This is a genomic window from Lentzea sokolovensis (assembly GCF_033949975.1).
Lineage (GTDB): Bacteria > Actinomycetota > Actinomycetes > Mycobacteriales > Pseudonocardiaceae > Lentzea > Lentzea sokolovensis.
Map to the genome: position 1 here is coordinate 298,314 of NZ_JAXAVU010000008.1, position 25,548 is coordinate 323,861.

At 69.1% G+C, this 25,548-nt stretch carries 25 protein-coding genes; 10 read left to right on the plus strand and 15 right to left on the minus strand.

Annotated elements, in window-relative coordinates; genetic code table 11:
• The first annotated feature begins 43 nt into the window (after nt 1-43).
• The gene (locus SK854_RS16005) at nt 44-943 is read left to right on the plus strand and encodes an NADP-dependent oxidoreductase (protein WP_319975886.1); all 900 of its coding nucleotides are present in this window, start codon (nt 44-46) and stop codon (nt 941-943) included.
• A 58-nt stretch (nt 944-1,001) separates the two neighbouring features.
• On the opposite strand, the gene SK854_RS16010 is transcribed toward SK854_RS16005, so the two are convergent.
• Both SK854_RS16010 and SK854_RS16015 read right to left on the minus strand, forming a co-directional pair.
• The gene (locus SK854_RS16010) at nt 1,002-1,949 is read right to left on the minus strand and encodes a S1 family peptidase (protein ID WP_319975887.1); all 948 of its coding nucleotides are present in this window, start codon (nt 1,947-1,949) and stop codon (nt 1,002-1,004) included.
• Nucleotides 1,950-2,531: 582 nt separating this feature from the next.
• Nucleotides 2,532-3,020, minus strand: coding sequence for a hypothetical protein (locus tag SK854_RS16015; protein ID WP_319975888.1), 489 nt, complete (start codon nt 3,018-3,020; stop codon nt 2,532-2,534).
• A 63-nt stretch (nt 3,021-3,083) separates the two neighbouring features.
• Between SK854_RS16015 and SK854_RS16020 the strand changes: the two genes are divergently transcribed.
• Both SK854_RS16020 and SK854_RS16025 read left to right on the plus strand, forming a co-directional pair.
• The gene (locus tag SK854_RS16020; protein WP_319975889.1) at nt 3,084-4,013 is read left to right on the plus strand and encodes a threonine ammonia-lyase; all 930 of its coding nucleotides are present in this window, start codon (nt 3,084-3,086) and stop codon (nt 4,011-4,013) included.
• The gene (locus tag SK854_RS16025) at nt 4,010-4,915 is read left to right on the plus strand and encodes a threonine ammonia-lyase (RefSeq protein WP_319975890.1); all 906 of its coding nucleotides are present in this window, start codon (nt 4,010-4,012) and stop codon (nt 4,913-4,915) included. The genes SK854_RS16020 and SK854_RS16025 overlap by 4 nt, the downstream gene beginning before the upstream one ends.
• Here SK854_RS16025 and SK854_RS16030 read toward each other — a convergent pair.
• A complete protein-coding gene (locus SK854_RS16030) occupies nt 4,889-6,316 on the minus strand; it encodes an MFS transporter (RefSeq protein WP_319975891.1) in 1,428 nt (475 codons plus the stop codon). The two genes, SK854_RS16025 and SK854_RS16030, sit on opposite strands and share 27 nt — an antisense overlap.
• Before the next feature lie 29 nt (nt 6,317-6,345).
• Nucleotides 6,346-7,101: a GntR family transcriptional regulator gene (locus SK854_RS16035; protein ID WP_030480591.1), complete on the minus strand. Its 756-nt coding sequence runs from the start codon at nt 7,099-7,101 to the stop codon at nt 6,346-6,348.
• A 223-nt stretch (nt 7,102-7,324) separates the two neighbouring features.
• Between SK854_RS16035 and SK854_RS16040 the strand changes: the two genes are divergently transcribed.
• From SK854_RS16040 to SK854_RS16060, 5 genes are read left to right on the plus strand one after another with little or no spacing between them, the layout of a single operon-like run.
• Nucleotides 7,325-8,599 (plus strand): extracellular solute-binding protein, encoded by a 1,275-nt coding sequence (locus tag SK854_RS16040; protein WP_319975892.1) that lies wholly within the window; start codon nt 7,325-7,327, stop codon nt 8,597-8,599.
• A 10-nt stretch (nt 8,600-8,609) separates the two neighbouring features.
• Entirely contained in the window at nt 8,610-9,608 is a 999-nt protein-coding gene (locus tag SK854_RS16045) for a carbohydrate ABC transporter permease (protein WP_319975893.1), read from the plus strand.
• Complete coding sequence (locus SK854_RS16050; protein WP_319975894.1) at nt 9,608-10,426, plus strand: carbohydrate ABC transporter permease; 819 nt, start codon at nt 9,608-9,610, stop codon at nt 10,424-10,426. The genes SK854_RS16045 and SK854_RS16050 overlap by 1 nt, the downstream gene beginning before the upstream one ends.
• A gap of 3 nt (nt 10,427-10,429) precedes the next feature.
• On the plus strand, nt 10,430-11,848 hold the full coding sequence (locus tag SK854_RS16055) for a glycoside hydrolase family 3 protein (protein WP_319975895.1): 1,419 nt from the start codon (nt 10,430-10,432) through the stop codon (nt 11,846-11,848).
• Entirely contained in the window at nt 11,845-12,882 is a 1,038-nt protein-coding gene (locus SK854_RS16060) for an SIS domain-containing protein (RefSeq protein WP_319975896.1), read from the plus strand. Before SK854_RS16055 ends, SK854_RS16060 begins: the two co-directional genes overlap by 4 nt.
• A 54-nt stretch (nt 12,883-12,936) precedes the next feature.
• Here SK854_RS16060 and nagA read toward each other — a convergent pair whose 3' ends face one another.
• Nucleotides 12,937-14,136, minus strand: coding sequence for an N-acetylglucosamine-6-phosphate deacetylase (gene nagA / locus SK854_RS16065; RefSeq protein WP_319975897.1), 1,200 nt, complete (start codon nt 14,134-14,136; stop codon nt 12,937-12,939).
• 189 nt (nt 14,137-14,325) lie between these two features.
• On the opposite strand from nagA, the gene SK854_RS16070 reads away from it, so the two are divergent.
• Entirely contained in the window at nt 14,326-15,000 is a 675-nt protein-coding gene (locus SK854_RS16070) for a FadR/GntR family transcriptional regulator (RefSeq protein WP_319975898.1), read from the plus strand.
• Here SK854_RS16070 and SK854_RS16075 read toward each other — a convergent pair.
• Nucleotides 14,986-15,864 (minus strand): LysR family transcriptional regulator, encoded by an 879-nt coding sequence (locus SK854_RS16075; protein WP_319975899.1) that lies wholly within the window; start codon nt 15,862-15,864, stop codon nt 14,986-14,988. The two genes, SK854_RS16070 and SK854_RS16075, sit on opposite strands and share 15 nt — an antisense overlap.
• A 71-nt stretch (nt 15,865-15,935) precedes the next feature.
• Here SK854_RS16075 and dapA point away from each other — a divergent pair, with 71 nt between their 5' ends.
• On the plus strand, nt 15,936-16,793 hold the full coding sequence (gene dapA, locus SK854_RS16080; protein WP_319975900.1) for a 4-hydroxy-tetrahydrodipicolinate synthase: 858 nt from the start codon (nt 15,936-15,938) through the stop codon (nt 16,791-16,793).
• A 161-nt stretch (nt 16,794-16,954) separates the two neighbouring features.
• Here dapA and SK854_RS16085 read toward each other — a convergent pair whose 3' ends face one another.
• The 9 genes from SK854_RS16085 to SK854_RS16125 are packed head-to-tail and all read right to left on the minus strand — an operon-like array spanning nt 16,955 to nt 25,498.
• Nucleotides 16,955-17,785 (minus strand): amidohydrolase family protein, encoded by an 831-nt coding sequence (locus tag SK854_RS16085; RefSeq protein WP_319975901.1) that lies wholly within the window; start codon nt 17,783-17,785, stop codon nt 16,955-16,957.
• Nucleotides 17,782-18,738 carry an aldo/keto reductase gene (locus SK854_RS16090; protein WP_319975902.1) on the minus strand — a complete coding sequence of 319 codons (957 nt, stop codon included), beginning with the start codon at nt 18,736-18,738 and terminating at the stop codon, nt 17,782-17,784. The genes SK854_RS16085 and SK854_RS16090 overlap by 4 nt, the downstream gene beginning before the upstream one ends.
• Complete coding sequence (locus SK854_RS16095) at nt 18,735-19,046, minus strand: L-rhamnose mutarotase (RefSeq protein WP_319975903.1); 312 nt, start codon at nt 19,044-19,046, stop codon at nt 18,735-18,737. The genes SK854_RS16090 and SK854_RS16095 overlap by 4 nt, the downstream gene beginning before the upstream one ends.
• A gap of 3 nt (nt 19,047-19,049) precedes the next feature.
• A complete protein-coding gene (locus tag SK854_RS16100) occupies nt 19,050-20,063 on the minus strand; it encodes an ABC transporter permease (protein ID WP_319975904.1) in 1,014 nt (337 codons plus the stop codon).
• Nucleotides 20,060-21,535: a sugar ABC transporter ATP-binding protein gene (locus tag SK854_RS16105; protein ID WP_319975905.1), complete on the minus strand. Its 1,476-nt coding sequence runs from the start codon at nt 21,533-21,535 to the stop codon at nt 20,060-20,062. Before SK854_RS16105 ends, SK854_RS16100 begins: the two co-directional genes overlap by 4 nt.
• Nucleotides 21,535-22,569 carry a sugar ABC transporter substrate-binding protein gene (locus SK854_RS16110; protein ID WP_319975906.1) on the minus strand — a complete coding sequence of 345 codons (1,035 nt, stop codon included), beginning with the start codon at nt 22,567-22,569 and terminating at the stop codon, nt 21,535-21,537. The genes SK854_RS16105 and SK854_RS16110 overlap by 1 nt, the downstream gene beginning before the upstream one ends.
• Before the next feature lie 14 nt (nt 22,570-22,583).
• Nucleotides 22,584-23,336 (minus strand): SDR family NAD(P)-dependent oxidoreductase, encoded by a 753-nt coding sequence (locus SK854_RS16115; RefSeq protein ID WP_319975907.1) that lies wholly within the window; start codon nt 23,334-23,336, stop codon nt 22,584-22,586.
• Entirely contained in the window at nt 23,329-24,639 is a 1,311-nt protein-coding gene (locus tag SK854_RS16120) for an enolase C-terminal domain-like protein (protein WP_319975908.1), read from the minus strand. Before SK854_RS16120 ends, SK854_RS16115 begins: the two co-directional genes overlap by 8 nt.
• A gap of 4 nt (nt 24,640-24,643) precedes the next feature.
• A complete protein-coding gene (locus SK854_RS16125) occupies nt 24,644-25,498 on the minus strand; it encodes a fumarylacetoacetate hydrolase family protein (protein WP_319975909.1) in 855 nt (284 codons plus the stop codon).
• Between the last annotated feature and the right edge of the window lie 50 nt (nt 25,499-25,548).

Sequence of the window (25,548 nt, forward strand, 5' to 3'; positions counted from 1 at the left end):
AGTTTCGGCTAAGTGGACGCCCTGTTCCACTAATTTCGCCGACATGCGAGCACTTCAGTTCACCCAGTACGGACCCGCTGACCTCCTGCACGTGGCCGAGGTCTCCGAACCGCACGCGGGTCCCGGCCAGATCCGCATCGCCGTGCGCGCCTCCGGGGTCACTCCTGGGGACACGTACCTCCGCTCCGGGATGTTCGGCGAGCGGTTGCCGTTGCCGCACGTGCCCGGCGTGGACGCGGCCGGTGTCGTCGACGAGGTGGGCGAGGGGGTGACCGGTGTGGAGCAGGGCGACGAGGTGTTCGGGCTGGTCGACCTGGCCCTGCTCGGCGGAGCCAACGCCGAGTTCGCGGTGCTGGCCGCGTGGGCGCCGAAGCCGGCGGCCCTGAGCTGGGAGCAGGCGGGCGGCGCGGCGGCCAACGTGGAGACCGCCACCAGGGCGCTGGACCTGCTCGGGGTGCGCGACGGCACGACGTTGCTGATCGCGGGCGCGGCGGGCGGCGTCGGCACGGTGGCGATCCAGCTGGCGGTCGCGCGGGGCGTGAAGGTGGTCGGCACCGCGGGGCCGGCGACCCAGGACTTCGTCGCCTCACTGGGCGCGACGCCCGTCGTCTACGGCGACGGCCTGGCGGACCGGGTGGGCGCGGTCGACGCCGTCCTGCACTGCGCGGGCACGGTGCCCGACCTCATCTCGATCGCGGGCTCACCGGATCGCGTGGTGACGATCGCCGACCTGTCCGGCGACCACGGGATCCGGCTGACCCACACGGCGGGCGGTCCCGATGCCGATCCCCAGGCACTGCACGGCCTCGCCATCGCGGCGGCACTCGCCGAGCAGGGCGCGTTCACCGTTCCGCTGGCCGAGGTCTTCCCGCTCGACCGGGGCGCCGACGCCCACAGGCTGAGCGAGACCGGCCACGCCCACGGCAAGATCGTGCTCGTCTGAGAAACGCGAAAGCGCTGCGACACCGAGGTGCCGCAGCGCTTTCAGACGTCGTTCAGGACTAGCCGCGCGTGAGGGTCAGGCCGTAGCGCGACAGGATCGGGTTCAACGGCTGGAAGTACGTGGTGCCACCCGACGAGCAGTTGCCGGAGCCGCCGGACGTCACGCCCTGGGCCTGGCCGAAGCCGGAGCCCGCCACCCACGAACCACCCGAGTCGCCACCCTCGGCACAGGCGTTGGTGCGGGTGAGGCCCCGGACCTGGCCCTGCGGGTAGTTCACGGTCTGGTTGAACGCCTGGACGGTGCCACAGCGCCATCCGGTCGTGGAACCGGAGCGGCAGATCTGGGAGCCGACGGCCGCCTGCGTGTTGCCGCGGACGATCACGTTGGAGCCGCTGCGGTTCACCCACGGACGCGGGGTCCAGTTCGCGTTGGTGCGCACCCAGGCGTAGTCGTTGCCGGGGAACACCGAGCCCGCGAACGTGCCCTGTGCGACGCGGTTGGAGCCGGACACGGCAGTGCCCGTGGTGCCGCAGTGGCCGGCGGTGACGTAGCCACCGCTGACGGAGAAGCCGAGCGAGCAGCGGCCGCCACCCATGTAGATGGCCTCACCACCGCGCAGGTCGTACAGCGGGGTCGGGCTCTCGGTCACCTCGGCGACCTGAACCGCACCGCTGACGGACTTCGCGGTCGCGATCCACTTGTCCGCGGCCGCGTCGCGCAGGTTCTTGTTGACCTCGACGACGACGCTGTTCGACTTCTCGTCGACGCGCCAGGTCGTGATCGCCGCGGGGGCGCTCATGAGGTCGAGAACCGACTTGGTCCCGTTGAGCTGGGTGAGCGAGTTCTTGACGACCTGGGTGTCCGCGCCGGTCACGGAGAGTCCCGACTTGGTCACCCCGACCGTCAGTCTGCCGCTCGCCTGGTCGATCCAGGCTCCGCCGAACGCGTCTCCCAGAGACGACTTCGACTGCTCCGCGATTTCGCTCGACCTCTGGTCAGAAGCCAATCGGACGCGTGCCTGGTCAGCGTTCAGGCCCAAATCACGCTGGACCGCTTGGAGCAACTCTGCCGAGTAGCTCTCCGTATCGGAACCGGTTGGGGCGACCGGTGCGGCAGGGGCGCCAAACGCCGGTACGCTGAGAGCAGTCACGACTCCGGTGGCGAGAACAACGGCACCGGTTACACGGGCCGCACTCGTGCGGTTCATCAGACGTCTCCCTCACTTTCGGGTGCAGGGGAACCCGAGAGATCGGTTGCAGGGACCTCTCTCGGGGGCTCTAGGGGGACGGGTGGTGGGGCGGCGGCAGGGGTCGCCCCACCCCTCCCATCCCAAGTTGCCTCTCAAATCCGGTGCAGGCGTTGTGCCCTCCACCGAAGGCGCCGGGCTCAAGCGGACGTGCCACGAGCCTCATTGCGCCTCCTCCCGGTCTCTTTTGGACCGAATTCCTTCGCCCGTTCGAGTGAAGTTGCGGGCCTCTTGGCTATGACGCCCTGCCTCGAACGTGAACGAAGTGTGTCACAGCTCACGACAGATCAACTGCGGCGCGTAGCCTTTGACAGTTAACTGTCGCTCAAAGTAGTGACGTGATCACCGAATGGGGTCGGTGGTCGAGGAGGGCGCCGAGCTGTCGGTCGGCTGTCGGGATTCTGTCGACGTCGTCGTGGGCGCGGTCGTCGTGGTGCTCTCGGACGACGACGGGCCGGACGTGCTCGGAGGCGCCGTGACGGTCATCGTCTCGGTCTTCGTCGTCTCGGTGTGGGTCTCGGTGTGGGTGCTTGTGGACGGTTTGCCCGGATCGGCGGTGACGGGCTTGCCAGTGACCAGCTGGACGCTCGTCGCGGTGAGCACGGTCACAGCGAAAACGAGCAGGCCGCCGACCGCGATCACTTGCCAGCGCTTCTCGCGTTCCATCGACCGCTGGTAGAACACAGCGCCCAAAGTGGTCACGAGGCTCGCCAGAATCGCACCGACGATGGTGCCGACGAGGTTGAGGCGAAGGCTCAGCACGGCCGCGGTGGCGGCGGCGAGCACACTCGCGATGAGCTTGACGGGGGTGATCTTCTCCTTCTCAGACATGACACACGTAGGACGTTGGGCACAGTTCACCGGTTGTGCCCCGGTGACGTGCATCATCGACGCATGCGCCTGGTGACTCTCGAAGACGTCCACGCGGCCGCCGCCGCGATCGCCCCGCATGTCGTCCACACCCCGTTGCTGCCCTTCGACTCCGGCCTGTGGATCAAGCCCGAGTCGCTGCAGCCGATCGGTGCCTTCAAGCAACGCGGCGCGGTGAACGCGTTGTCCCGCATACCTTCCGAGGACCGGGCGCGCGGTGTCGTGGCGTATTCGAGCGGTAACCACGCGCAGGCGGTCGCCTACGCCGCCAAGATCCTGGGCATGCCGGCCGCGATCGTCGTGCCGAACAACACCCCGCAGATCAAGATCGACGCGACGCTCGCACACGGCGCGGAGGTGTTCGTCGTCGGCATCACCGAACGCGAGTCGCGCGCCTACGAGCTCGTCGAGGAGCGGAAGGCGACGCTGATCCCGCCGTTCGACCACCCGGACGTCATCGCCGGCCAGGGCACCATCGGCCTGGAGATCTGCGCGGATCTTCCCGACGTGGCAACGGTCCTGGTGCCGGTGAGCGGCGGCGGACTGATCTCCGGCGTCGCGGCGGCGGTGAAGTCGTTGCGCCCCAACGTCCGCGTGATCGGTGTCGAGCCCGAACTGGCCGGCGACACCGCCGCGTCGTTCGCCGCCGGCGAGTTGGTCCGCTGGGACGCGCACGACCGCGCCCGCACCTCCGCGGACGGTCTGCGCGCCGAGGCCTCCGAGCTGACCTGGGCGCACATCCGCGAGTACGTCGACGACGTCGTGACGGTTTCCGAGGACGAGATCCGGGACGCGGTGAAGCAGATCGCCCGCCGCACGCGGGTCGTGTCCGAGACGAGCGGTGCCGTGGCCGTCGCCGCGTACCTGAACCGCGATCTGCCGGCGGGTCCGGCCGTCGCGATCGTCTCCGGCGGCAACATCGAGCCCACCCTGCTCGCGTCGATCCTCGGATGATCGCGCTCCCAGACATCCGTTCGGCCGCGGCGGTGATCGCCCCGCACGTGGTGCGCACGCCGTTGCTGCCGTTCGGTCCTGGCTGGCTCAAGCCGGAGAACCTGCAGCCGGTCGGCGCGTTCAAACTCCGCGGCGCGCTGAACGCGTTGGCCCGCCTGGAGAACCGTGCCCACGGCGTGGTCGCCTACTCCAGTGGCAACCACGCCCAGGCCGTGGCGTTCGCGGCCCGCCTGCACGGTGTTCCCGCCGCGATCGTGATGCCGGACAACACCCCGGCGGTCAAGATCGAGGCCACGAAGGCGTTGGGGGCGGAGGTCTTCATCGTCGGCATCACCGAACGCGTCGAGCGCGCGGAGGCCCTGGTCGCCGAACGCGGCGCGGCGCTGATCCCGCCGTTCGACCACCTCGACGTCATCGCAGGTCAGGGCACGATCGGCCTGGAGATCCTCGACGACCTGCCCGGCGTCGAGGCCGTCGTGGTGCCCATGTCCGGTGGCGGACTGATCTCCGGCGTGGCCACGGCGATCAAGTCGCTGCGCCCGGACGTCCGCGTGATCGGCGCGGAACCCGAACTGGCCGCCGACATCGCGGAGTCGCTCGAAGCGGGCGAACTGGTGCGCTGGGACCCGCTGAAACGGGCTCAGACGTCCGCTGACGCGTTGAGGGACGAGCCCTCGGAGCTCACCTGGGCCCACATCAGCAGGTACGTGGACGACGTGATCACGGTGTCGGAAGAAGAGATCCTGAAAGCGGTGACCGGCCTGGCCCGCCACGCACGACTGATCGCCGAGCCGAGCGGTGCCGTCGCGGTGGCGGCCCAGGCCAAGCTCGGAGGCGGTGTCGCCATCGTGTCCGGCGGCAACATCGACCTCGCGCTACTGGCGCGCCTTCTCGCCGCCTGACCGGATGTGCGTCGGCGGACCTTCCACGCCGCAGTGCAGGCACTCGCCGGGATGAGGGGCTTCGTGCTGCTCAGGAGCCGCGTCCAGCACCCGGTTGTCCACGCCGATCGCCAGCAGGCCGCCGATGATCGCCGCGGCCGCGCACAGCACGAGGGCCATCTGGAACCCGTCGGTCATGACGACGGGGTTCAGGTAGTCCTCGCCGTTCAGGCCGACCGCGGCGGGCAGCACGGCCATCGCGAGCAGGCTGCCGGTGCGGGCCACGGCGTTGTTCACGCCGGACGCGACACCCGCGTGGTGATCAGGAGCGGAGGCGAGCACGGTCGCCGTCACCGGGGCGACCACGATCGCGAGGCCGACGCCGAACAGCACCACCCCGGGCAGCACGCCGGTGACGTACGAGGCGCCGGGAACGGCGTTGCGCAGCAGCAACATGCCGAGGCCGACCAGGATCGGGCCGGCGATCAGCTGCAACCGGGGCCCGTAGCGCTGGGCGAGCCGGCCGGACGTCGAGGACGCCAGCAGCATGATGATCGTGAGCGGCACGCTGGCCAGGCCGGACGCCGTCGGCGAATATCCGAGCGAGATCTGGAGCTGGAGCACGAGCAGCACCATCACGCCGCCGAGCGCCGCGTAGACCAGGAACGTCACCACGTTGGAGACCAGGAACGTCCGGTCGCGGAACAGCTCCGGCGGCACCAGCGGGTCCGCGGACCGCTTCTGGACGAGCCCGAACGCGATCATCGCGGCCAGTCCCGCGGCCGCCAGCACGTACGACTGCTCGACGAGCCCGCCTGTCAGCAACGCGAGCCCGACCGCGCCGACCAGTGCGGACAGGTAGTTCGGGTGCCCGGCCGACTCGTCGCGCGACTCCGGCACGAACCGCAGCGCGAGGAACACGCAGAGCGCGGCCACCGGCAGGTTCACCAGGAACGCGAGCCGCCACGACCAGGCCTGCACCAGCAATCCGCCGACGAGCGGCCCGACGGCGGTCGCCACACCCGCCAGCCCGGACCACGCGCCGATCGCGCGGGAGCGGTCCTCCCGGTTGAACGACGACTGCAGGATCGCGAGCGCCCCCGGCGTGAGCAACGCCGCGCCCACGCCCTGCAGCACCCGCGCCGCGACCAGCACCGGAACGCTCCACGCGGCGCCGCACAGCAGCGACGCGACGCCGAACCAGATCACGCCGATCACGTAGACCCGGCGCCGCCCGAACCTGTCGCCGAGCGACCCGGCGATCAGGATCAGCGAGGCCAGCGCGAGCAGGTACCCGTTCAGAATCCACTGCAGGTCGGTGACCGACGCGCTGAACTCCGCGCCGATCCGGGGCAGCGCCACGTTGACGATCGTCCCGTCGAGCATGGCCATGCCCGAGCCGAGGATCGTCGTCGTCAACACCCACCGGGCTCGTGGCGTGCCCCAGGCGATCAAGACGGCCTGTTCAGCGTGGCGACGAACTTGTAGCGGTCGCCGCGGTAGACCGACCGGACCCACTCGATCGGATTGCCCTCGGTGTCGAACGAGTGCCGCGACAGCAGCAGCATCGGCAGGCCGATGTCGGCGCCGAGCAGCTCCGCCTCCTCCGGCGAGGCGAGCGCGGTCTCGATCGTCTCCTCCGCGTGTCCCATCTCGACGCCGAACCGCTCGGACAGCACCTGGTACAGCGAGGCGCCGGGCGCCAGGTACCGGCGCAGCCCGCGGAAGCGGCCCAGCGCGAGGTGTGTCGTCTCGATCGCCATCGGCTCGTTGTCGGCGAGCCGCAGGCGGTGCAGACGCAGGACCTTCGCCCCCGGACGCACGCCCAGGTACCGGGCGAGCTCCGCCTCTGCGGGCATCTCCGAAGCCTCGATCAGCTTCGACGACGGCACGCGCCCCTGGGCCCGCATGTCCTCTGTGTACGAAGACAGCTGCAACCTCTGGGCGACTTTGGGTTCCGCCGCAAAGGTGCCCTTGCCCTGCACACGGAGCAGGCGGCCTTCCACCGTCAGCTCGGCGAGCGCCTGGCGAACGGTCGTCCTGGAAACGTCGAACTCCGCGGCCAGCGACCGTTCCGTGGGGATCGGCGAACCGGGCGGCAACGCCCTCAACAGGTCGAGCAGGTGCCGCTTGAGACCCCAGTACTTGGGTTCGCGTTGCGCCCGCGTCCTGGCGTCCACGCCTGATGCAGGCGTCGTCTCCAGCATGGCCTCCTCCTCGCACTCCATGTCAAGCATCACAAGGATGCCTTGTCCGTGTCGATTCGTGCGTCCGAACCCCCGACATCCGCCCCGAAATTCGTCCGATGACTTCGCAACGTCTTGGCAACGCGCTTGACAGACGCGGTGACGCAGCACACGCTGTTCCGCATTGGTCTACACCACTTGGACGTTCCGGCCGAGTGCCGGGCTTGGTGAAAGGGCGCGAATTGTGAAGGGCTGGAGAGGACTCGCTGTCGGTGCCGCCGCACTGGCAGTGGCCGTGTCAGGCTGTGGCACGAGCACGAACAGCGGTAGCACCACGGAGACCAAAGAGATCACCGTGTGGCTCATGGACGGCTCCGCGCCGACGACCCTGACCGACGCCTTGAACAAGGAGTTCGAGCAGGCGAACGGGATCAAGGTCAAGTACGAGGTCCAGAAGTGGACCGGCATTCAGGAGAAGCTGACCACGGCGCTGGCCAGCAGCACCCCGCCGGACGTCATCGAGCTCGGCAACACCCAGACGGCGAGCTTCGCCGACCAGGGCACGCTGGCCGACCTCACCGCGGACGCCGGGCAGTTCAACAGCGGCGAGTGGCTGGGTGGCCTCAAGGACTCGCTGACGCTGAACGGCAAGCAGTACGGCGTGCCGTTCTACGCCGCGAACCGCACCGTGATCTACCGCACCGACCTGCTGCAGGCCGCCGGCGTGGCGAAGCCGCCGACGTCGCGTGCCGAGTGGATCGACGCGATCAACAAGCTCAAGGCCGCCAACGCGTCCAACCCGGACTTCCAGGCGCTGTACCTGCCTGGCCAGTCCTGGTACTTCCTGCTCTCCCTGATCTGGGACGAGGGCGGCGACATCGCCAAGCAGGACAACGGCAAGTGGACGGGCACCCTCGACACGCCGCAGGCGAAGGCCGGTTTCGAGGCCTACAAGGCCCTCTACGACGCGTCGGCCACCAAGAAGGTCCCGGCTGACATCGACGAGGCGAAGCCCCAGCAGATGGAGGTCTTCGGCACGGGCAACGTGGGCATGATGGTCGGCCTCCCCTGGGAGCTCGGCGGCGCCGTGAAGGCGAAGCCGGACCTCGCGGACAAGACCTCGGCGTTCCCGATCCCGTCCAAGAAGGCCGGTTCGGCCGCGCCGGTGTTCCTCGGTGGCTCGAACCTCGCCATCCCGGCCTCCAGCAAGAACGCCGCGGCCGCCAAGAAGTACCTGGCGCTGCTGTCCTCCAAGAACTACCAGGACCAGCTCGCCACGGGTGGCGCTGTCCCCGGTACCTCGAAGGACACCTCGAAGCTCGCCAGCAACGCGATCGGCAAGGCCATGGCGGACTCGTCCCCCAACGGCAAGGTCACCCCGGTGACGCCGAAGTGGGCGGCCGTCGAGGCGGGCCAGAACCCGCTGAAGGACGCGCTGACCGCGTACCTCACCGGTGCCAAGTCGCTGGACCAGGCAACGAAGGACGCGAGCGACGCCATCACCAAGGCCATGGCCTAGCCAAGCTGAGATGACGGCCGTCAAAACGACCGAAACGGCAGCGCCGGCAGGGGACATCCCTCCGGCGCTGCCGCCTGCCGCGACGGGTGGGGCGCCCAGGCGCCGCCGCCGGGGCAGTGCCTTCGACCGGGCGCTGCCCTACCTGCTGCTCGCTCCCGCTCTCATCGCGATCCTCTGGCTGATCGGCTGGCCGGTCGTCTCCGTCTTCGTGACGAGCTTCCGCCAGCTGAACCTCGGCGAGCTGGTCCGCGGTGAGATCGTGTGGACGGGCATCGACAACTACGTGACGGTTCTCCAGGACGAACGGTTCTGGACCGTCTCCCTGCGGACCGTGGTGTTCACCGTCGCCGTCGTCGGCGCCTCGGTGGGCATGGGCCTCGGGATCGCGCTGCTGATGCGCGTGCTGACGCCGTGGGTGCGGGTCGCCCTGCAGATCGCCATGCTCTGCGCCTGGGCGATGCCGATCCTCGCGTCCACCACGGTGTACCAGTGGATGTTCGACCAGAACTACGGCATCTTGAACAAAACGCTGGTGCAGCTGGGTTTCGACTCGTTCGCCGGCTACTCCTGGTTCTCCTCGGGAACCTCCACGCTGTCCGTCGTCGGTCTGCTGATCATCTGGCAGGCGATCCCCTTCCTCGCCTTCTCGCTCTACGCGGGGCTCGTCGGCATTCCTCGTGACCTCTACGAGGCGGCGGGCATCGACGGCGCCACGGGCTGGCAGACGTTCCGCGCGGTGACGTGGCCGGAGATCCGGTCGCTGCTGATGATGGTGACGTTCCTGTCGACGTTGTGGGACTTCAAGGTCTTCGCCCAGATCTGGGTGTTCCGCGAGGGCGGTCCCAGCGGTGAGAGCACGACGCTGCCGGTGCTGCAGTACCTGGAAGGCATCGCGAAGAGCCACTTCGGCGTCGCGGCCGCGATCTCCGTGCTGATGATGGTCATCCTCGGCCTGATCACGTTCCAGTACCTGCGCAAGCTGCTGCAGACGGAGGAGGGCAAGATCTGATGCTCAAGAAGTCTGCTGCGAACGTCACCGGTGTCGCGCTCGCGTTGTTCTTCATCTTCCCGACGTACTGGATGGTCACGTCGGCGATGAAGCCCAAGGGCACGACGATCACGTCGGACTACGACCTGATCCCGTTCTCGGTGACGTTCTCGAACTTCGTCACGGCCTGGACCAAGCCGGGCTTCCTGTCCTCGCTCGGCAACAGCCTCCTGGTGACGCTGACCGCGGTCGTCGCCGCGATCGTCATCGGCATCACCGCCGCGGTCGCCATGTCGCGCTTCGCGTTCCGCGGCCGCAAGAGCTTCGTGCTGCTGATGCTGGTCGCGCAGATGGCGCCGTTCGAGGCGTTGCTGATCCCGATGTTCCTGATGATGCGGGACCTCGGGCTCTACGAACACCTCTCGTCGCTGATCCTCGTGTACTTCGCGGTGACGCTGCCGTTCTGCGCGTGGACGTTGCGCGGGTTCGTCAACGGCATCCCGGCGGAGCTCGAAGAAGCCGCGATGGTCGACGGCTGCGGCCGCTGGGGCGCGTTCCAGAAGGTGACATTGCCTTTGCTGGGACCGGGTCTCGTCGCGACGTCGGTGTTCGCGTTCATCACCGCGTGGAACGAGTTCCTGTTCGCCAAGGTGCTGATCCGCAGCCAGGACAGCGAAACGCTGCCCGTGTGGCTGTCCGGTTTCCAGACCGCGTTCGGCACCGACTGGGGTGGCGCGATGGCCGCGTCCGTCCTGTTCACCGTGCCCGCGCTGGTGTTCTTCCTGATCGTGCAACGCAAGATGGTCGCCGGCGTCACCGCCGGTGCTGTGAAGGGATGACGCGTGGATCAGTTGGCCGCTGCCGTTCTGCTTCCCGGTTTCCACGGAACGACCGCCCCCGACTGGTTGCTGCGGCGGGTCGCTGACGGTCTCGGCGGCGTTGTGCTCTTCGGGCGCAACGTCGTCGACGACGCCCAGGTGACCGAGCTCTGCGGCGAACTGCGTTCGGTGCGCCCGGACGTGGTGATCGGCATCGACGAGGAGGGCGGCGACGTCACGCGTCTCGACGCGGGCCGCGGTTCCGAGGTGCCGGGCAACCACGCCCTGGGCGCGGCGGACGACCTCGACCTCACGCGTTCGGTGGCCGCGTCCATCGGCGCGCGGCTGGCGAAGTGCGGGATCTCGCTGAACCTCGCGCCTTCCGCGGACCTGGTGCTGACGCTGGACGACCCGATCATCGGCGTCCGCGCGTTCGGCTCGGACCCGGTGCTCGCCGCGCGGCACGTCGCCGCGTGGGTCGAGGGTCTTCAGACCATGGGCGTTGCCGCCTGCGCCAAGCACTTCCCCGGCCACGGAGCGTCCACTGAGGACTCTCACGAGCAGCTTCCCGTGCTTCCCCGCACCGAGGAACAACTGCGCGCCGTCGAGCTCGTCCCGTTCCAGGCGGCCGTGCACGCGGGTGTCCGCTCGATCATGACCGGCCACCTGGTGATCCCCGAGTGGGGCCCGGCGCCGGTGACGCTGAACAAGCACGCCATCGACCTGCTGCGCACCGAACTCGGGTTCACCGGCGCGGTGATCACCGACGGCCTGGACATGAAGGCGGTCGGCGGCGACCTCGCCGTGGGCGCCGTCCGGGCGCTGGCCGCCGGCGTGGACTCGTTGTGCCTGGGCGGCATGGCCCTGGACGACGACGACCTCCAGTGGCTGATCGACTCGATCGTCGCGGCGGTCAAGAACGGTGAGCTGTCCGAAGAACGCCTCACCCGTGCCGCCGCCCGATCGCTGGCCCTGGGCATGCCCCCGTCGACCATCGACGCCCACGACGCCGAGATCGGTCTCGTCGCCGCGCGGCGCGCCGTCGAGGTGCGTGGCCGGGTCGAGGTCGGTCCGGACCCGGTCGTCGTGGACCTGGTCGTGGACTCGTCGATCGCGGTGGGCGACGTGCCGTGGGGCCTCGGCCCCTACCTGCGCGAGGTGCTGCCGGGCGCGGAAGTGATCGCCGCCCGCGACATCTCCGCGGACGAAGTTGCGAAAACCGCAGGTGACCGCACGATTGTGGTCGTGACCCGCGACGCACACCGGCACACCGGCGCTCGACAACTGGTAACAAACTTAACTAATCTGGGCAGGGACGTGGTGCACGTGGAAACCGGCGTGCCCGGTCCAGACCTGGGCAGCGTCGCCCGCATCGACACCCACGGCGGTTCTCGGGTGAGCCTCCGAGCCGCGGCCGAGCTGATCCTGAAAGGCACGACATGACCACGCCAGGCCGGCACATGGCAGCCGAGATCGCCGAGCAACCGTCGATCTTCTCGTCCCTCTACTCGGCGCGCTCGTCGTTCGCCGAGGTCGCCGCCGTCATCCGCGAACGCGCACCGCGCTTCGTGCTCTTCGCGGCCCGCGGTTCCAGCGACCACGCCGCGATCTACGCGAAGTACCTGACCGAGATCCTGCTCCAGCTCCCCGCAGGCCTGGTCTCCGCCTCGACGACGACGTTGTACGGCGCCGAGCCGGACCTTCGCGACGTGCTGCTGGTGACGGTCTCCCAGTCCGGCGGCTCCCCCGACCTGCTGGAGGTCACCGCCTCCTACCGCAGGCGCGGCGCCCTGACCGTGGCCGTGACGAACACCGCGTCCTCGCCCCTGAACGCGGCCGCCGAGCTCTCGGTGGACGTCTCCGCGGGCGTGGAGCACGCGGTGGCCGCCACCAAGACGTACTCGGCCACGCTGCTCGCTCTGTACCTGCTGATCGACGCCATCCGGGGCGGCAACGGCGAGGCCGCGGCCAACCTCGGCGAGCTGGCCCAGGTGACGCTGGACCAGTCGGCCCCGACCGTCGAGGAGGCCGTCCGCCGCTACCGGTTCGTGGAGCGCGTTCTCACGACCGGCCGCGGCTACTCCTACGCGACGGCGCTGGAGGCTTCGCTGAAGCTGGCGGAGACGTCGTACCTGGCGGCTCGCGCGTACAGCGGCGCGGACCTCCTGCACGGCCCGGTCGCGGCCGTCGACGGCGAGACCGCGGTCCTGGCCATCACCTCGCTGGGCAAGGGCGGCGACTCGCTGCGCGACGCCCTCGACGTGGTGCACCAGCGCGGCGCGGACGTCGTGGCGGTCGGCTCCGCCTCGGAGAAGGTGGGGGCGACCCTGTCCATCTCCATCCCGGAAACGCCGGAGGAAGTGGCTCCGGTGCTGGAGATCCTGCCCGTGCAGCGCCTGGCCTACGGCCTCGCACTCGCCCGCGGCGGCGACCCGGACAGCCCGCGCGGCCTGAACAAGGTCACGCGCACTCTTTAGGCACCAACGAAAAGGGCCCCCGCTCACGGTGAGCGGGGGCCCTTTTCGTTGGTGCTACTGCCCTGCGGTGGCGTACCCGGCCACGACCGGCGCGACGGGCACCGCGGCGTCGAACACGACCCGTCCGTCGACCCAGACCTTCTTCGGCCGGAGGTCGTCGTCCCACCACACCAGGTCCGCGACGGCCCCCGGTGCGAGGCGGCCGAGACCGGACTCGCCGATCACCTCGGCCGGCACGATCGTCGCCGAGGCGAGAGCGTCGGCGACCGGCACTCCCACGGAGACGATGTTGCGGACGGCGCGGTCCAGCGTGAGCGCCGAGCCCGCGATCGTGCCTTCCGGCGAACGCGGCACGCCGTCCTCGGTGAGCAGCACGTCCGCGCCACCGAGGTGGTAGCGGCCGGGCGGCATCCCCGCGGCGGCGACGGCATCCGTGACCAGCGCGACTCGTGCCCCGGCGGCGTTGAACACGAGCCGGCACACGTCCGGGCCCACGTGGGCGAGGTCCGCGATGAGCCCGAGGGTGAAGCGTTCGTCGACCAGGGCCACGCCGGGCACACCGGGTTCGCGGTGTCCGAGCGGGCGCTGGGCGTTGAACAGGTGCGTCACCATGCGGGCACCCGCGTCGGCGGCGGCCCTGGTCTGCTCACCGGTGGCGTCGGAATGACCCACCGCGACCAGAACCCCGGCCTCGACGAGCCGGCGAACGGCCTCGAGACCTCCAGGCTGCTCCGGCGCCATGGTCACCATGCGCAACGCACGGCGAATCAGTTCGTCGTCCAGCAGCGCCGAGATCTGGGCGGGCCCAGGCTCGACCATGAACGACGGGTCGTGCACCCCGGCCCGTTTCGGCGACAGAAACGGCCCTTCCAGGTGCACGCCGAGCGGCCTGGCCCCGACCCCGTCCGGCAGCGCTGCCGAAGCGGCCAGAACGGCACGAGCCTGCCTCAGGACCACGTCGACCGGTGCGGTGATCAACGTGGGCAAGAACCGGGTCACACCGGTGGACGGCAGAGCTTCGGCCACGGAACGCATTCCGGCGGCGTCCACCTCGGCGAAGTCGACGCCGACGGCGCCGTTCACCTGCACGTCGACCAGGCCCGGTGTCAGCAGGCCGTCGGACAGGACCTCCGCGCCGGGTGGTGCTTCACCGGTGGTCACCTCGACGATGCGGCCGTCCCTGATCCGCACCGAGGCAGGACCGACGATCGTGCGACCGAGCAATGCGCGCGGTGCTGCGACAACGGCGTCCAAGATCCCTCCTTGAATGGTCCAGACCATTATGGCGACAACAGGGGTTCCCGTCACGTGTCGTTAAGAGATAACCATCTTACATAGGACCTGGTTAATGATCGCCGGAAATGCCGGGTTGCGTCGAAGATGACCATCTGTGGCGCATACTGGTCCCCAGACATCCGAGGTCTACGACGAGTTGAGGGTGCCGTGGCAGTCACTGACGATGCGATCCTGCGCGTCAAGGAGATGATCGTTTCGGGCGAGCTGAAGCCCGGCGATCGGCTCCCGCGTGAGGCTGACCTGGCAGAACGTCTCGGTCTGTCGCGCAACTCGCTGCGCGAGGCCGTGAAGGCGCTGTCACTCGTCCGGGTGTTGGACGTCCGTCAGGGCGACGGCACGTACGTCTCGTCACTCCGCGCGGACGACCTGCTCGGCGCGCTCTCGTTCGTGCTCGATCTGCACCGCGGCGAGGATTCGGTCCTGGAAGTTCTTCAGGTTCGGCGCATTCTCGAGCCCGCGGCCGCCGCGATGGCCGCCCAGCGCATCGACCCGGACGAGGTCGTCAAGCTCCGCGCCCTCTGCGACGCGGCCGAAGGCGCCAAGTCCGTGGAGGAACTGGTCGAGCACGACCTCGACTTCCACCGCGCCATCGCGCACTGCTCCGGCAACGCCTACCTGGCCCAGCTCCTCGACACGCTGGCCGGCCCGACGGTCCGCGTCCGCATCTGGCGCGGCATCACCCAGTCGAACGCCGTCGACCGCACGGTCGCCGAGCACCGCGCCATCGTCGACGCGCTGGCCGCCCACCAGCCGGAACTCGCGCGCAGCTGGTCCACGGTGCACGTGGCCGGCGTCGAGCAGTGGTTGTCAGACCTGGCGTAGCTGTTCCAGCACCGCACGCACCGCGGGCTGCCCATCGGCCCGATTCCGCACCACGGCGGACACGGTCCGGAACACCTCCTGCGTCAACGGCCGCAACGCCACCCCGGGCCGTCGCGCGACGGACGGCACCAGCGCCACCCCCAGGCCGGCCTCGACCAGCCCGCACATCACCCCGAAGTCGTCGCAGTAGGCCTGCGCCCGCGGCACGAACCCGGCTGCGCCACAGGCCCGTTGGGTCAGCTCGTGGCAGGACGCGTCGGTGCGCGGCATGATCCACGGCCGGTCGGCCAGCACGGCGAGGTCCACGGAATCCTGCTGCACCAACGGATCGCTCAACGGCAGCGCCACGTTCACGGGCTCCACGAACAGCTCGTGCGACTCGGTGGACGTGGGCAGGGACCGCGGCATGATGTTGTAGGAGTGGATCACCGCGATGTCGATGTCCCCGCGCCGCAACGCGGGCAGTGACGCTTCGGGCTCCATCTCGTGCACGAAAAGCTCCACATCCGACCCGTGCGCCGACCGAAGTACCTGGATCACGCGCGGCAGCAGGGCGGCGACGGACACGAACGCCCCGACGCGCACCACGCCGGACACGGACGTGCGCAACGAGGCCAGGTCCGCCTCGGCCGCCGCGAGCTGATCCAGCACGAGCTGCGTGTGGGCCGCCAGCACGTGCCCGGCGCGGGTCAGTGCCAGCCGCCGCCCGTCCCGTTCGACCAGCGCCACCCCGGCCTCGCGTTCCAGCGCGGCGAGTTGCTGGGACACGGCGGGAGAGGTCACGTGGAGGGCCTCCGCGGCGGCCGTGACGGTGCCGTGGACCGACAGAGCGTGGAGCAACCGGAGCCTTCGCACATCCAACACAAAGCTCAGCTTAACGTTCCGAGCAGAACTTCTAACTGGAACTTTGCGAAGACTAGAGCCACGCTGGAGTCATGTTCGGACGAGTGCTCGTAGCGATGGTCACCCCGTTCACCCCCGACGGTGACCTGGACCTCAAGGGTGCGCAGGAGCTGGCGGCGCACCTCGTCGACAAGGGCGGGGCGGACGGGCTGGTCGTCAACGGCACGACCGGCGAGGCCCCCACCACCACCGACGCCGAGAAGGCGCGGATCATCAGGGCCGTGAAGGAGGCCGTCGGCGACCGGACCCAGATCCTCGCGGGCGTCGGCACCAACTCCACGCGCCACACCATCGAACTCTCCCGCAGCGCCGAGGAGAACGGCGCGGACGGCCTGCTCGTCGTGACGCCGTACTACAGCAAGCCCACGCAGGAAGGCGTCGAGAACCACTTCCGCGCCGTCGCCGACGCGTCCGGCGTCCCGGCGCTGCTCTACGACATCCCCGGCCGCACGGGCACCGCGATCGAGACCGAGACGCTGCTGCGGCTCTCCGAGCACCCGCGGATCGTCGGCGTGAAGGACTGCAAGGTCGACCTGCTCGCCACGGCCCGCGTCATCGCCGAGACCGGCCTCGACTTCTACTCCGGCAACGACGAGCTGATCCTGCCGCTGTACTCGATCGGCGGCGTCGGCACGGTCAGCACCGTCGGTCACGTCGTCGGCAACGAGATCAAGGCGATGCTCGACGCCTACGACGAGGGCGACAACAAGGAAGCCCTGCGCCGCCACCAGGCGCTGCTGCCGGTGATCACCGCGATCATGACCCGCGAACCCGGTGCCGTCGCCGTCAAGGCCGCGCTCAACCTGCTCGGACTCCCGGCCGGCCCGGTCCGCGAACCGCTCGCCGAGGCGACTCCGAAGCTGATCAACGAGCTGAAGGCTCTGTTCTAGCGGGGTGGCCCGGAATGTTGCCGGGGGAATTCGCGGTCAGACGGGTGCATCGTGGTGTCGCCCCCACGCCCTCATACCGGAGTCGTATGGGGGCGTGGGGGCGGTGCCGCGAGGCACCCCGCTGAGCGTGAATTACCTCGCCAACATTCCGGGTCGCGCCGCTAAAGCCCGTAGACCCGGCGAGCAGTTCCCGAGAAGATCTCGGCCTGCTCGCCGGTAGACAGCTCCGACACCAACTCACGAGCAGCACCCAGCCACTCGTCGTAGGTCGCTGCCAGCAGGCACACGGGCCAGTCCGAGCCGAACATCAGCCGTGAAGGCCCGAACGCGTCCAGCACGACCTCGAAGTACGGGCGCAGCTGAGCAACGTCCCACGACTTCCAGTCGGCCTCGGTGACCAGCCCGGACAGCTTGCACGTCACGTTCTCGTGCGCCGCCAAAGAACGCACCAGCTCGGCCCACTCCCCCGGATCCGAACCGATCGCGGGCTTCGAGCAGTGGTCCACCACGAACGGGACCTGGGGCAACGCCGCCACGGTCCGGCGCGCGGCAGGCAGCTGGTGCGGCAACGTCAGCAGCTCGTAGAGCAGCCCGGCAGAGCCGACCTGAGCAAGCCCGTGCCACACGTCCTTGCGGCACAACCACTCCGGGTCCGGCTCGCTCTGCACCTGGTGCCGGATCCCGCGCAGCCACGAACCATCAGGCCGGTCCACCAGTTCCGCCAGCGCGTCACCGACGGCCGCCGACGTCAGATCGGTCCAGCCCACCACCGCGCCGACGATGTCCGAGGACGCCGCGATCGCCAGGAACTCCGGCGTCTCCTCAGGCACGCACACCGTCTGCACCAGCACGGACGTCGACACGTCAGGGGCAGCGGCAACGAAGTCGGGCTCCAGGAACGACCGCCGGATCACGCCCATCGGCGGATCGGTGATCCAGTCCTGGTCCCGGACCGAGAGATCCCACAGGTGGTGGTGAGCGTCGACGATCACGGCGTCGGCACCTCCGCGTCCAGCAGCCCCGACGACTTCAGCTCCTCCCACAACCCGGCGGGAATCGACGCCGAGAAGTACTGGGCGTTCGAGGCCATCTGCTCGGCGTTGCGAGACCCGATCACGACCGACACCACGGCGGGATGGCCCAGCGCGAACTGGATCGCCACCTCGGGCAACGTCACGCCGTGCCGTCCGCAAGCGGAAGCGATCGCCCGAGCCCGCGCGACCAGTGCAGGGGGCGCCTCTTCGTAGTTGTACTTCGCGTCGGCGGCCACCACGGGCTTGGACAGCAGCCCGGAGTTGAAGACACCGCACGCCACCACCGAGACACCGCGCTCGACGCAGGCAGGCAGGAACGACGGCAACGCGGGCTGTTCCAGCAGCGTGTACCGCCCGGCCAGCATCACCACGTCGATGTCGGTCTCGCGGACGAACCGCTCCGGCATCTCCCACTGGTTCATGCCGACACCGATGGCACCGACGACGCCCTGCGACCGCAGCTCTTCCAACGCCGGGTAGGCCTCGCCGAAAGCGACCTCCCAGTGGTCGTCGGGATCGTGGATGTAGACGATCTCCACCCGGTCCGTCCCGAGACGCTCCAAAGAGGATTCAAGAGACCGCTTCACCCCGTCGGCCGAGTAGTCCCGGATCCGGCGGAAGTTCCGCGGCACCGCGAAACCCTCGTCGTCGAGCCCGACCCCGTCCGCGGGCTCCAGCAGCCGCCCGACCTTCGTGGAGATCACGTACTCGTCGCGCGGCCGCCCCGCCAAACCCAGGCCGAGCCGCCGTTCCGACAACCCGAGCCCGTAGTGCGGCGCGGTGTCGAAGTACCGGACCCCGGTCTGCCAGGCCGCCTCCACCGCGCCCAAAGCCTCCTCGTCCGGAATCTCCCGGTAGAGGTTGCCGATCGGCGCGGCACCAAAGCCCAGACGAGAAACAGCAACCTTCACGGCAGCTCCCACACGAGTCGCACATCGGGTTCGGTGCCGGAGTAGTCGTCCTCGACCTCCAGCAGTTCGGCCATCTGAGCCTGCCACGGAACGTTGGCCGGGTGCTCAGCGAGAAACGCCCTCATCGCGCGGTAGTCATCCACCTCGACGAGGTGGAACAGCTCGCGCCCAGAACGCCAGATCCGCCACGAGTGCACCCCGGCCTCGCGCAACGCCCCATCCAGCTCCAGGGGAATGGACGCATGGATGCGGTCGTAGTCGGCCTCGCGCCCCTCGCGAAGCCGGGTGTGCAACGCAACGGTCTCCAACGCTCACTCCTGCTTCTGGCCGGTGGCGAACCGCGTCACGATCAACGCGAGGATGATCACCGCACCGTACGAGGCCTTGATGTAGAAGCCGGAAACGCCCTGCAGTCGCAGGATCTGTTCCACGAGACCCAGCATCAGCACGCCGGACAGCGCACCGAACAGCGTGCCCTTGCCGCCGTTCAACGAGATGCCACCGATCACCGCGGCCGCGAAGACCTGGAAGATCATGCCCTCGCCCTGCGTGGCGGCAACGGAACCCAGCCGACCGGTCATCAGGATGCCCGCGATCACGGCCAGCACCGAACCGATGATCAGCACGGTCCACACCACCCGGTCGACCCGGATGCCGGCGGCCCGCGCGGCCTCGGAGTTGCCGCCGATCGCGTACAGCGAACGGCCGGCACGCAGGTACTTCAGCACGAAGATGCCCGCCGCGTAACAGGCGATGCAGATCCACACCGCCGCCGGCAGCCCGAGCCAGGTCGCGGAACCCAGGTACAGGAACGACTCCGGCACGTCGATCAGCGACTTGCCCTCGGTGATCGCGAGCTGCAGACCGCGCAGCATCGTCAGCATGCCCAGGGTCACCATGAACCCGGACAGCCCGACCTTCAGGATCAGGAACCCGTTCAGGCCACCGATGGCAACGCCGATCAGGATGCACAACGGCAACGCCAGCCACGCGGCCAGACCGACGTCCAGCCCACCGGCCGACGACGGGATGATCAGTGCGACGGCGAGTGCGGGCGCGAGACCGACCGTCGACTCCAGCGACAGGTCCATCTTGCCGACGATCAGGATCATCGCCTGGCCCAGCACCAGCAACGACAGCTCGCTTTGCTGGGTCAGCACGGCGATCAGGTTGTTGGGCGTCAGGAAGATCGGCGAGAGGATCGCCCCGATGATCAGCAGGAGGATGATCACCGGGACCAGCGCGAGGTCCTGGTACCGCGCCAGCCGGAACCTCTGCTTCTCAGGCGCGGGTGCCGCGACCGGCGGAGTCATGGCCTTGGTCATTCTGAGCTCATTCCTTCAATCGCCGCAATGAGTTCCTGATCGCGCCAGCCGCGGGCGAACTCCCGCACGACCTGGCCGTGGAACAGCACCAGAACACGGTCGCAGACCCGCAGGTCGTCGAGCTCGTCGGAGACGACGATCGCGGCCTTGCCCCGGCGCGCCTGCGCGTCGACGACCCCGAGCAGTGACTCCTTGGACTTCACGTCGACACCAGCGGTCGGGTTGATCAGCACCAGCACGGACGGGTCGCCTGCCAGAGCACGCGCCATCACGACCTTCTGCTGGTTGCCGCCGGACAGGTCCGAGACCGGCTGGTCCGGCCCCGCGGCCTTGACGTCGTACGACGCGATCGCCGTGCTGCCCGCAGAGCGTTGGGCCGACGGCCACACGAACGAACCGGCCGTGCTCATCGTCGCGTTCTCCGCGATCGACAGGTCCAGCACGAGCCCCTGGTGGTGCCGATCCCTTGGCACGCAGCCGATTCCAGCCTTCAAAGCAGCCGGAACGTCACCGCCGCGCACCGAAGCACCGTCCACCGAGATCGAGCCGGCCGACGGCTTGCGCAGCCCGTAGACCGTCTCCGCGAACTCGTGCTTGCCCGACGACGCGCTGCCGGCGAGCCCGATGACCTCACCGCGGGTGGCCGACAGCGAGATGTCCGAGAAGTGGTCCCCGCTCAGCGAGGACACGGTCAGAACCTGTTCGGCGGACGACGGCCGGTCGTCACCGCTGGGCACGTTCAGCCCACCGGCCTCACCGGTCATCGCCTCGATCAGGTCGGGCTTCGACATCTCGGCCACCGGCGCGGTGACGATGTGCCGCGCGTCGCGGTAGACCGTCACCGTCTGGCAGACCTCGTAGACCTCCTGCAGGTGGTGGGAGATGAACAGGAACGTCACTCCCTTGTCCTGCAACGACCTCATCCGGTCGAACAGCCGCTCGATCGCCGGGCCGTCGAGCTGCGCGGTCGGTTCGTCGAGGATCACGAACCGCGAGCCGATCGACAGCGCCCGCGCGATCTCGACGAGCTGACGCTGCTCGACGGTCAGCGTGGACACCAGCGAGTCCGGGTCCACCGCGACCTCGTAGGTCTCCAGCAGTGACGAAGCCTCCCGCCGCAGCCTCTTCCAGCTGATCAGGCCGCCGCCGAGGTCCTGCCGGTTGATGAACAGGTTCTCGGCGACCGAGAGCTCCGGCACGACCGTCGACTTCTGGTACACGCACGCGACGTGCCGGCGCCACGCCGCGCTGTCCGCGACGGGCGGCGCGGGTTCGCCGAAGAAGGTGACCTCGCCCGCGTCCGGCGTCTGCATGCCGGTGAGGACCGAGACCAGCGTCGACTTGCCCGCGCCGTTGCGACCGACGAGCGCGTGCGACTCACCGGCCCGGATCTCGATGCCCACGTCGTCCAACGCGAGCGTCTGCCCGAACCTCTTCGTCACGCCACGCGCGACAGCTGCGTACTCGCTCATCAGATCTGGTTGCCCCAGAACGCCTTGTCGTCGACGTTCTCCTTGGTGATCAGCGGTGCCGGGAGCTGGTCCTCCAGCCGGCCGCCGCCGGTGTCGACGATGGTGGAGTCGTGGTCGGTCTTGCCGGGCTGGAACGTCTTGCCCTCGACGGCGGCCTTGGCGTAGAAGAGCGCCCACTGCGCGTAGAGGTCGGCAGGCTGCGAGACGGTCGCGTCGATCTCGCCCTTGCGGATCGCCTCCAGCTCCTGCGGGATGCCGTCGTTGGAGACGATGAAGATGTGCTTCGGGTCGGTCGGCGGGACGATCAGGTTCTTCTGCCGCAACACCTGCAGCGTCGGCGTGAGGAACGCGCCACCGGCCTGCATGTAGATGCCGTTGATGTCCGGGTGCTGGTTGAGACGGGTCTGCAGGGCCGCGGACGCCTTCGGGCCCTCCCAGTCGGTCGGCTCCTCGAACACCGTGATGCCGGGGTAGTCCTTCTTCATGCAGGCGGCGAACGCCTCGGAGCGGTCGCGGCCGTTGACCGACGCCAGCGCGCCCTGGAACTCGACGACCTTGCCCTTGCCCCCGAGCTTGTCACCGAGGAACTTGCAGGCCTTCTCGCCGTACGCCTTGTTGTCCGCGCGGACGACCATGTAGGTCTTGCCCTTGTCCGGACGGGTGTCGACGGTGACGACCGGGATGTTCGCCTTCTCCAGCCGGTCCAAAGTGGACGCGATGGCGCCGGTGTCCTGCGGTGCCATGATGATCGCCTTGGCGCCCTGCGACTGCAGCGACTGGGCGTTGGCGACCAGGTTCTCGACCTTGTTCTGCGAGTTGGTGGGGTTCAGCAGGTTGACGCCGAGGTCCTTGGCCTTCTCCGGGAAGTACTTGATGTAGGAGTTCCAGAAGTCGGTGTCGGCGCGGGGGTGGTCGGCGCCGATCGGGCCGACGCCGCCGGCACCGGTGCCGGCGGTCCCGCCGCCACACGCGGACAGTGTGAGTGCACCGGCAAACGCGAGGCACACCGCGGCGGTGAGGTTGCGACGCTTCATCGTTGAACTGCCTTTCATGACTGCTGGGGACGCAAGCGCAGGCCGTACATGCCACCGTCGACGGCGAGGATCGTGCCGGCGGTGGATCCCGACAGCGGGCTCGCCAGGTAGGCGATGGCTCCCGCGACCTCATCGGCGGAGACGAGCCGGCCGTGCGGCTGGCGTGCCTCCAACGCGGCTCGTTCGGCGGCCGGGTCCGGTGCCGAGTCGAGCAGACGGCCCACCCACGGGGTGTCCGCCGTGCCGGGGGCGACCGCGTTGACGCGAATGCCTTCGCGCACGTGGTCGGCGGCCATCGCGAGCGTCAGCGAGTACACCGCGCCCTTGCTGGCCGAGTAGAGAGCACGCTGCGGGAGCCCGGCCCAGGCAGCGATGGAACAGGTGTTGACGATCGCCGCGGACGGCGAGTTCCGCAGGTGCGGCAGCGCGGCCCGCGAGACGCGGACCATGCCGAGCACGTTGACGTTGAGCACTTTGAGCCACTCGTCGTCGGAGTTGGCCGCCACGTCGCCCTGCGACCCGATGCCCGCGTTGTTCACCACGACGTCGAGCCGTCCGAACCGTTCGACGACCTCGTCGATGGCGGCCTTGACGCTCTCGTCGTCCGACACGTCCGCGCGGATCCCGACCAGCGGGTCCTTGACGTCCGGGTTCAGGTCCAGCGCGACGACCGTCGCTCCCCTGCCGCTCAGCAGGTTCGCCGTGGCGAGGCCGATGCCGGACGCACCGCCCGTGACGACGGCGACGAGTCCCTCGAAGTCAGTCATTCCCGCCCTCCAGCTCTGTCCACACAGGACCCTCGGGGTAGAGGTAGTCGGCGAGCGTCTCGTCCTTGAGCTGTGCGGAGAATCCTGGTTCGGCGGGGGCCAGGTAGCGGCCGTTCTCGACGACGGCCGGGTCCAGGAAGTGCTCGTGCAGGTGGTCGACCCACTCGATCACGCGCTCGCCGACCTCGCCGGAGACCGCGACGTAGTCGAAGAACGACAGGTGCCTGACCAGCTCGCACAGGCCGACGCCGCCGGCGTGCGGGCACACCGGGATGTCGAACTTCCTGGCCAGCAACAGGATCGCGATGTTCTCGTTGACACCCGCGACCCGGCAGGCGTCGAGCTGCAGCACGTCGATCGCGCCGGCCTGCAGCAGCTGCTTGAAGATCACCCGGTTCTGCACGTGCTCGCCGGTGGCGATCCTGATCGGGGCCAGCGCGTCGGCGATCGCGCGGTGCGCCAGCACGTCGTCCGGGGAGGTGGGCTCCTCGATCCAGTACGGGTCGAACGGCGCGAGCTCACGCATCCAGCGGACCGCCGTGTCGACGTCCCAGCGCTGGTTCGCGTCGACCGCCACCCGGACCTCGTCGCCGACGACCTCGCGGGCGAGCTTCATCCTGCGGACGTCGTCGTCGAGGCTGCCGCCGACCTTCAGTTTGATCATGTCGAAGCCGTCGGCGAGGGCCTGGCGGGCGAGTCCTGCGAGCTTCTCGTCGGAGTAGCCGAGCCAGCCCGGTGACGTCGTGTAGGCCGGGTATCCGTCGCGGGCAATGGTTTCCGCGCGCTCGGCCTTGCCGTGCTCGATCTTGCGCAGGATCTGCAACGCCTCGTCGGGCGTCAGAGCGTCACTCAGGTACCGGAAGTCGACGAGGCTGACGATCTCCTCGGGCGTCATCCGCGCGAGGAACCGCCAGACCGGCAGCCCGGCGCGACGGGCCGCGAGGTCCCAGGCCGCGTTGACGACGGCGCCGATCGCCATGTGCGCGACGCCCTTCTCGGGGCCGAGCCAGCGGATCTGCGAGTCGCCGATGAGTTCGAAGTACAGCTCTGCCAGCGCTTTCGCGTCCTCCGGCACGTCCTTGCCGACGATGTGCGGAGCGAGCGCCCTGATGCCGGCGGCCTGCACGTCGTTGCCGCGGCCGATGGTGAACGCGAGCCCGTGGCCCTCAGGTCCGTCGTCGGTCCGCAGCACCACGTACGCGGCGCTGTAGTCCGGGTCCGGGTTCATCGCGTCGGAGCCGTCGAGCTCGCGCGACGTCGGGAACCGGATGTCGAGGACGTCCAGTGCGGTGATCTTGGGCATGGGCTCAGGCCTGCCCGAGGATCTGCCGCTGCCTGCCGAGGCCTTCGATCTCCAGCTCGACCACGTCACCGGCGCGCAGGTACGGCTTCGGCTCCGGCTGGCCGAGCGCGACACCAGCGGGTGTACCCGTGTTGATGACGTCACCCGGACGAAGGACAAGGAACTGGCTGAGGTAGCGGACGATCTCCGCCACCGGGAAGATCATGTTCTTGGTGGACGAGTTCTGCTTGATCTCGCCGTTCACCCAGAGCCGCATCTCCAGGCTCTGCGGGTCGGCGATCTCGTCGGCGGGCACGAGGAAGGGGCCGAGCGGGTTGAACGTCTCGCAGTTCTTGCCCTTGTCCCACGTCCCGCCGCGCTCGATCTGGAACTCGCGCTCGGAGACGTCGTGCGAGAGCACGTACGCGCCCACGCACGCCAGAGCGTCCTCTTCGGACTCGAGGTAGCGGGCGGTGCGCCCGATGACGACGCCGAGCTCGACCTCCCAGTCGGTCTTCACGGACCGGCGCGGCACGAGCACCTCGTCGTACGGGCCCACGATCGTGTCGGGCGTCTTGAGGAACATCACCGGCTCGCCCGGGATGTCCGCGCCGGTCTCCTCCGCGTGGTCGCGGTAGTTGAGGCCGATGCAGATGACCTTGCCCGGATGCGCGAGCGGCGCCCCGACACGCACGTCCTCGGTGCTCAGCGCCCCCAGTTCACCGGCTTCGACGGCGGCGCGTGCGCGGTTGACGCCGTCGTTCGCGAGGAAGGACCCGTCGATGTCCGGGGTGATCGGCAGGAGGTCGTATGTGGTCCCGTCGTCGATCCTGACTGCAGGACGTTCGTCGCCGACCGGCCCCAGGCGCAAGAACTGCACGGCCGTTCCTCCTCTGCTCACACCCTACGAAATACATCGGATGTATAGCC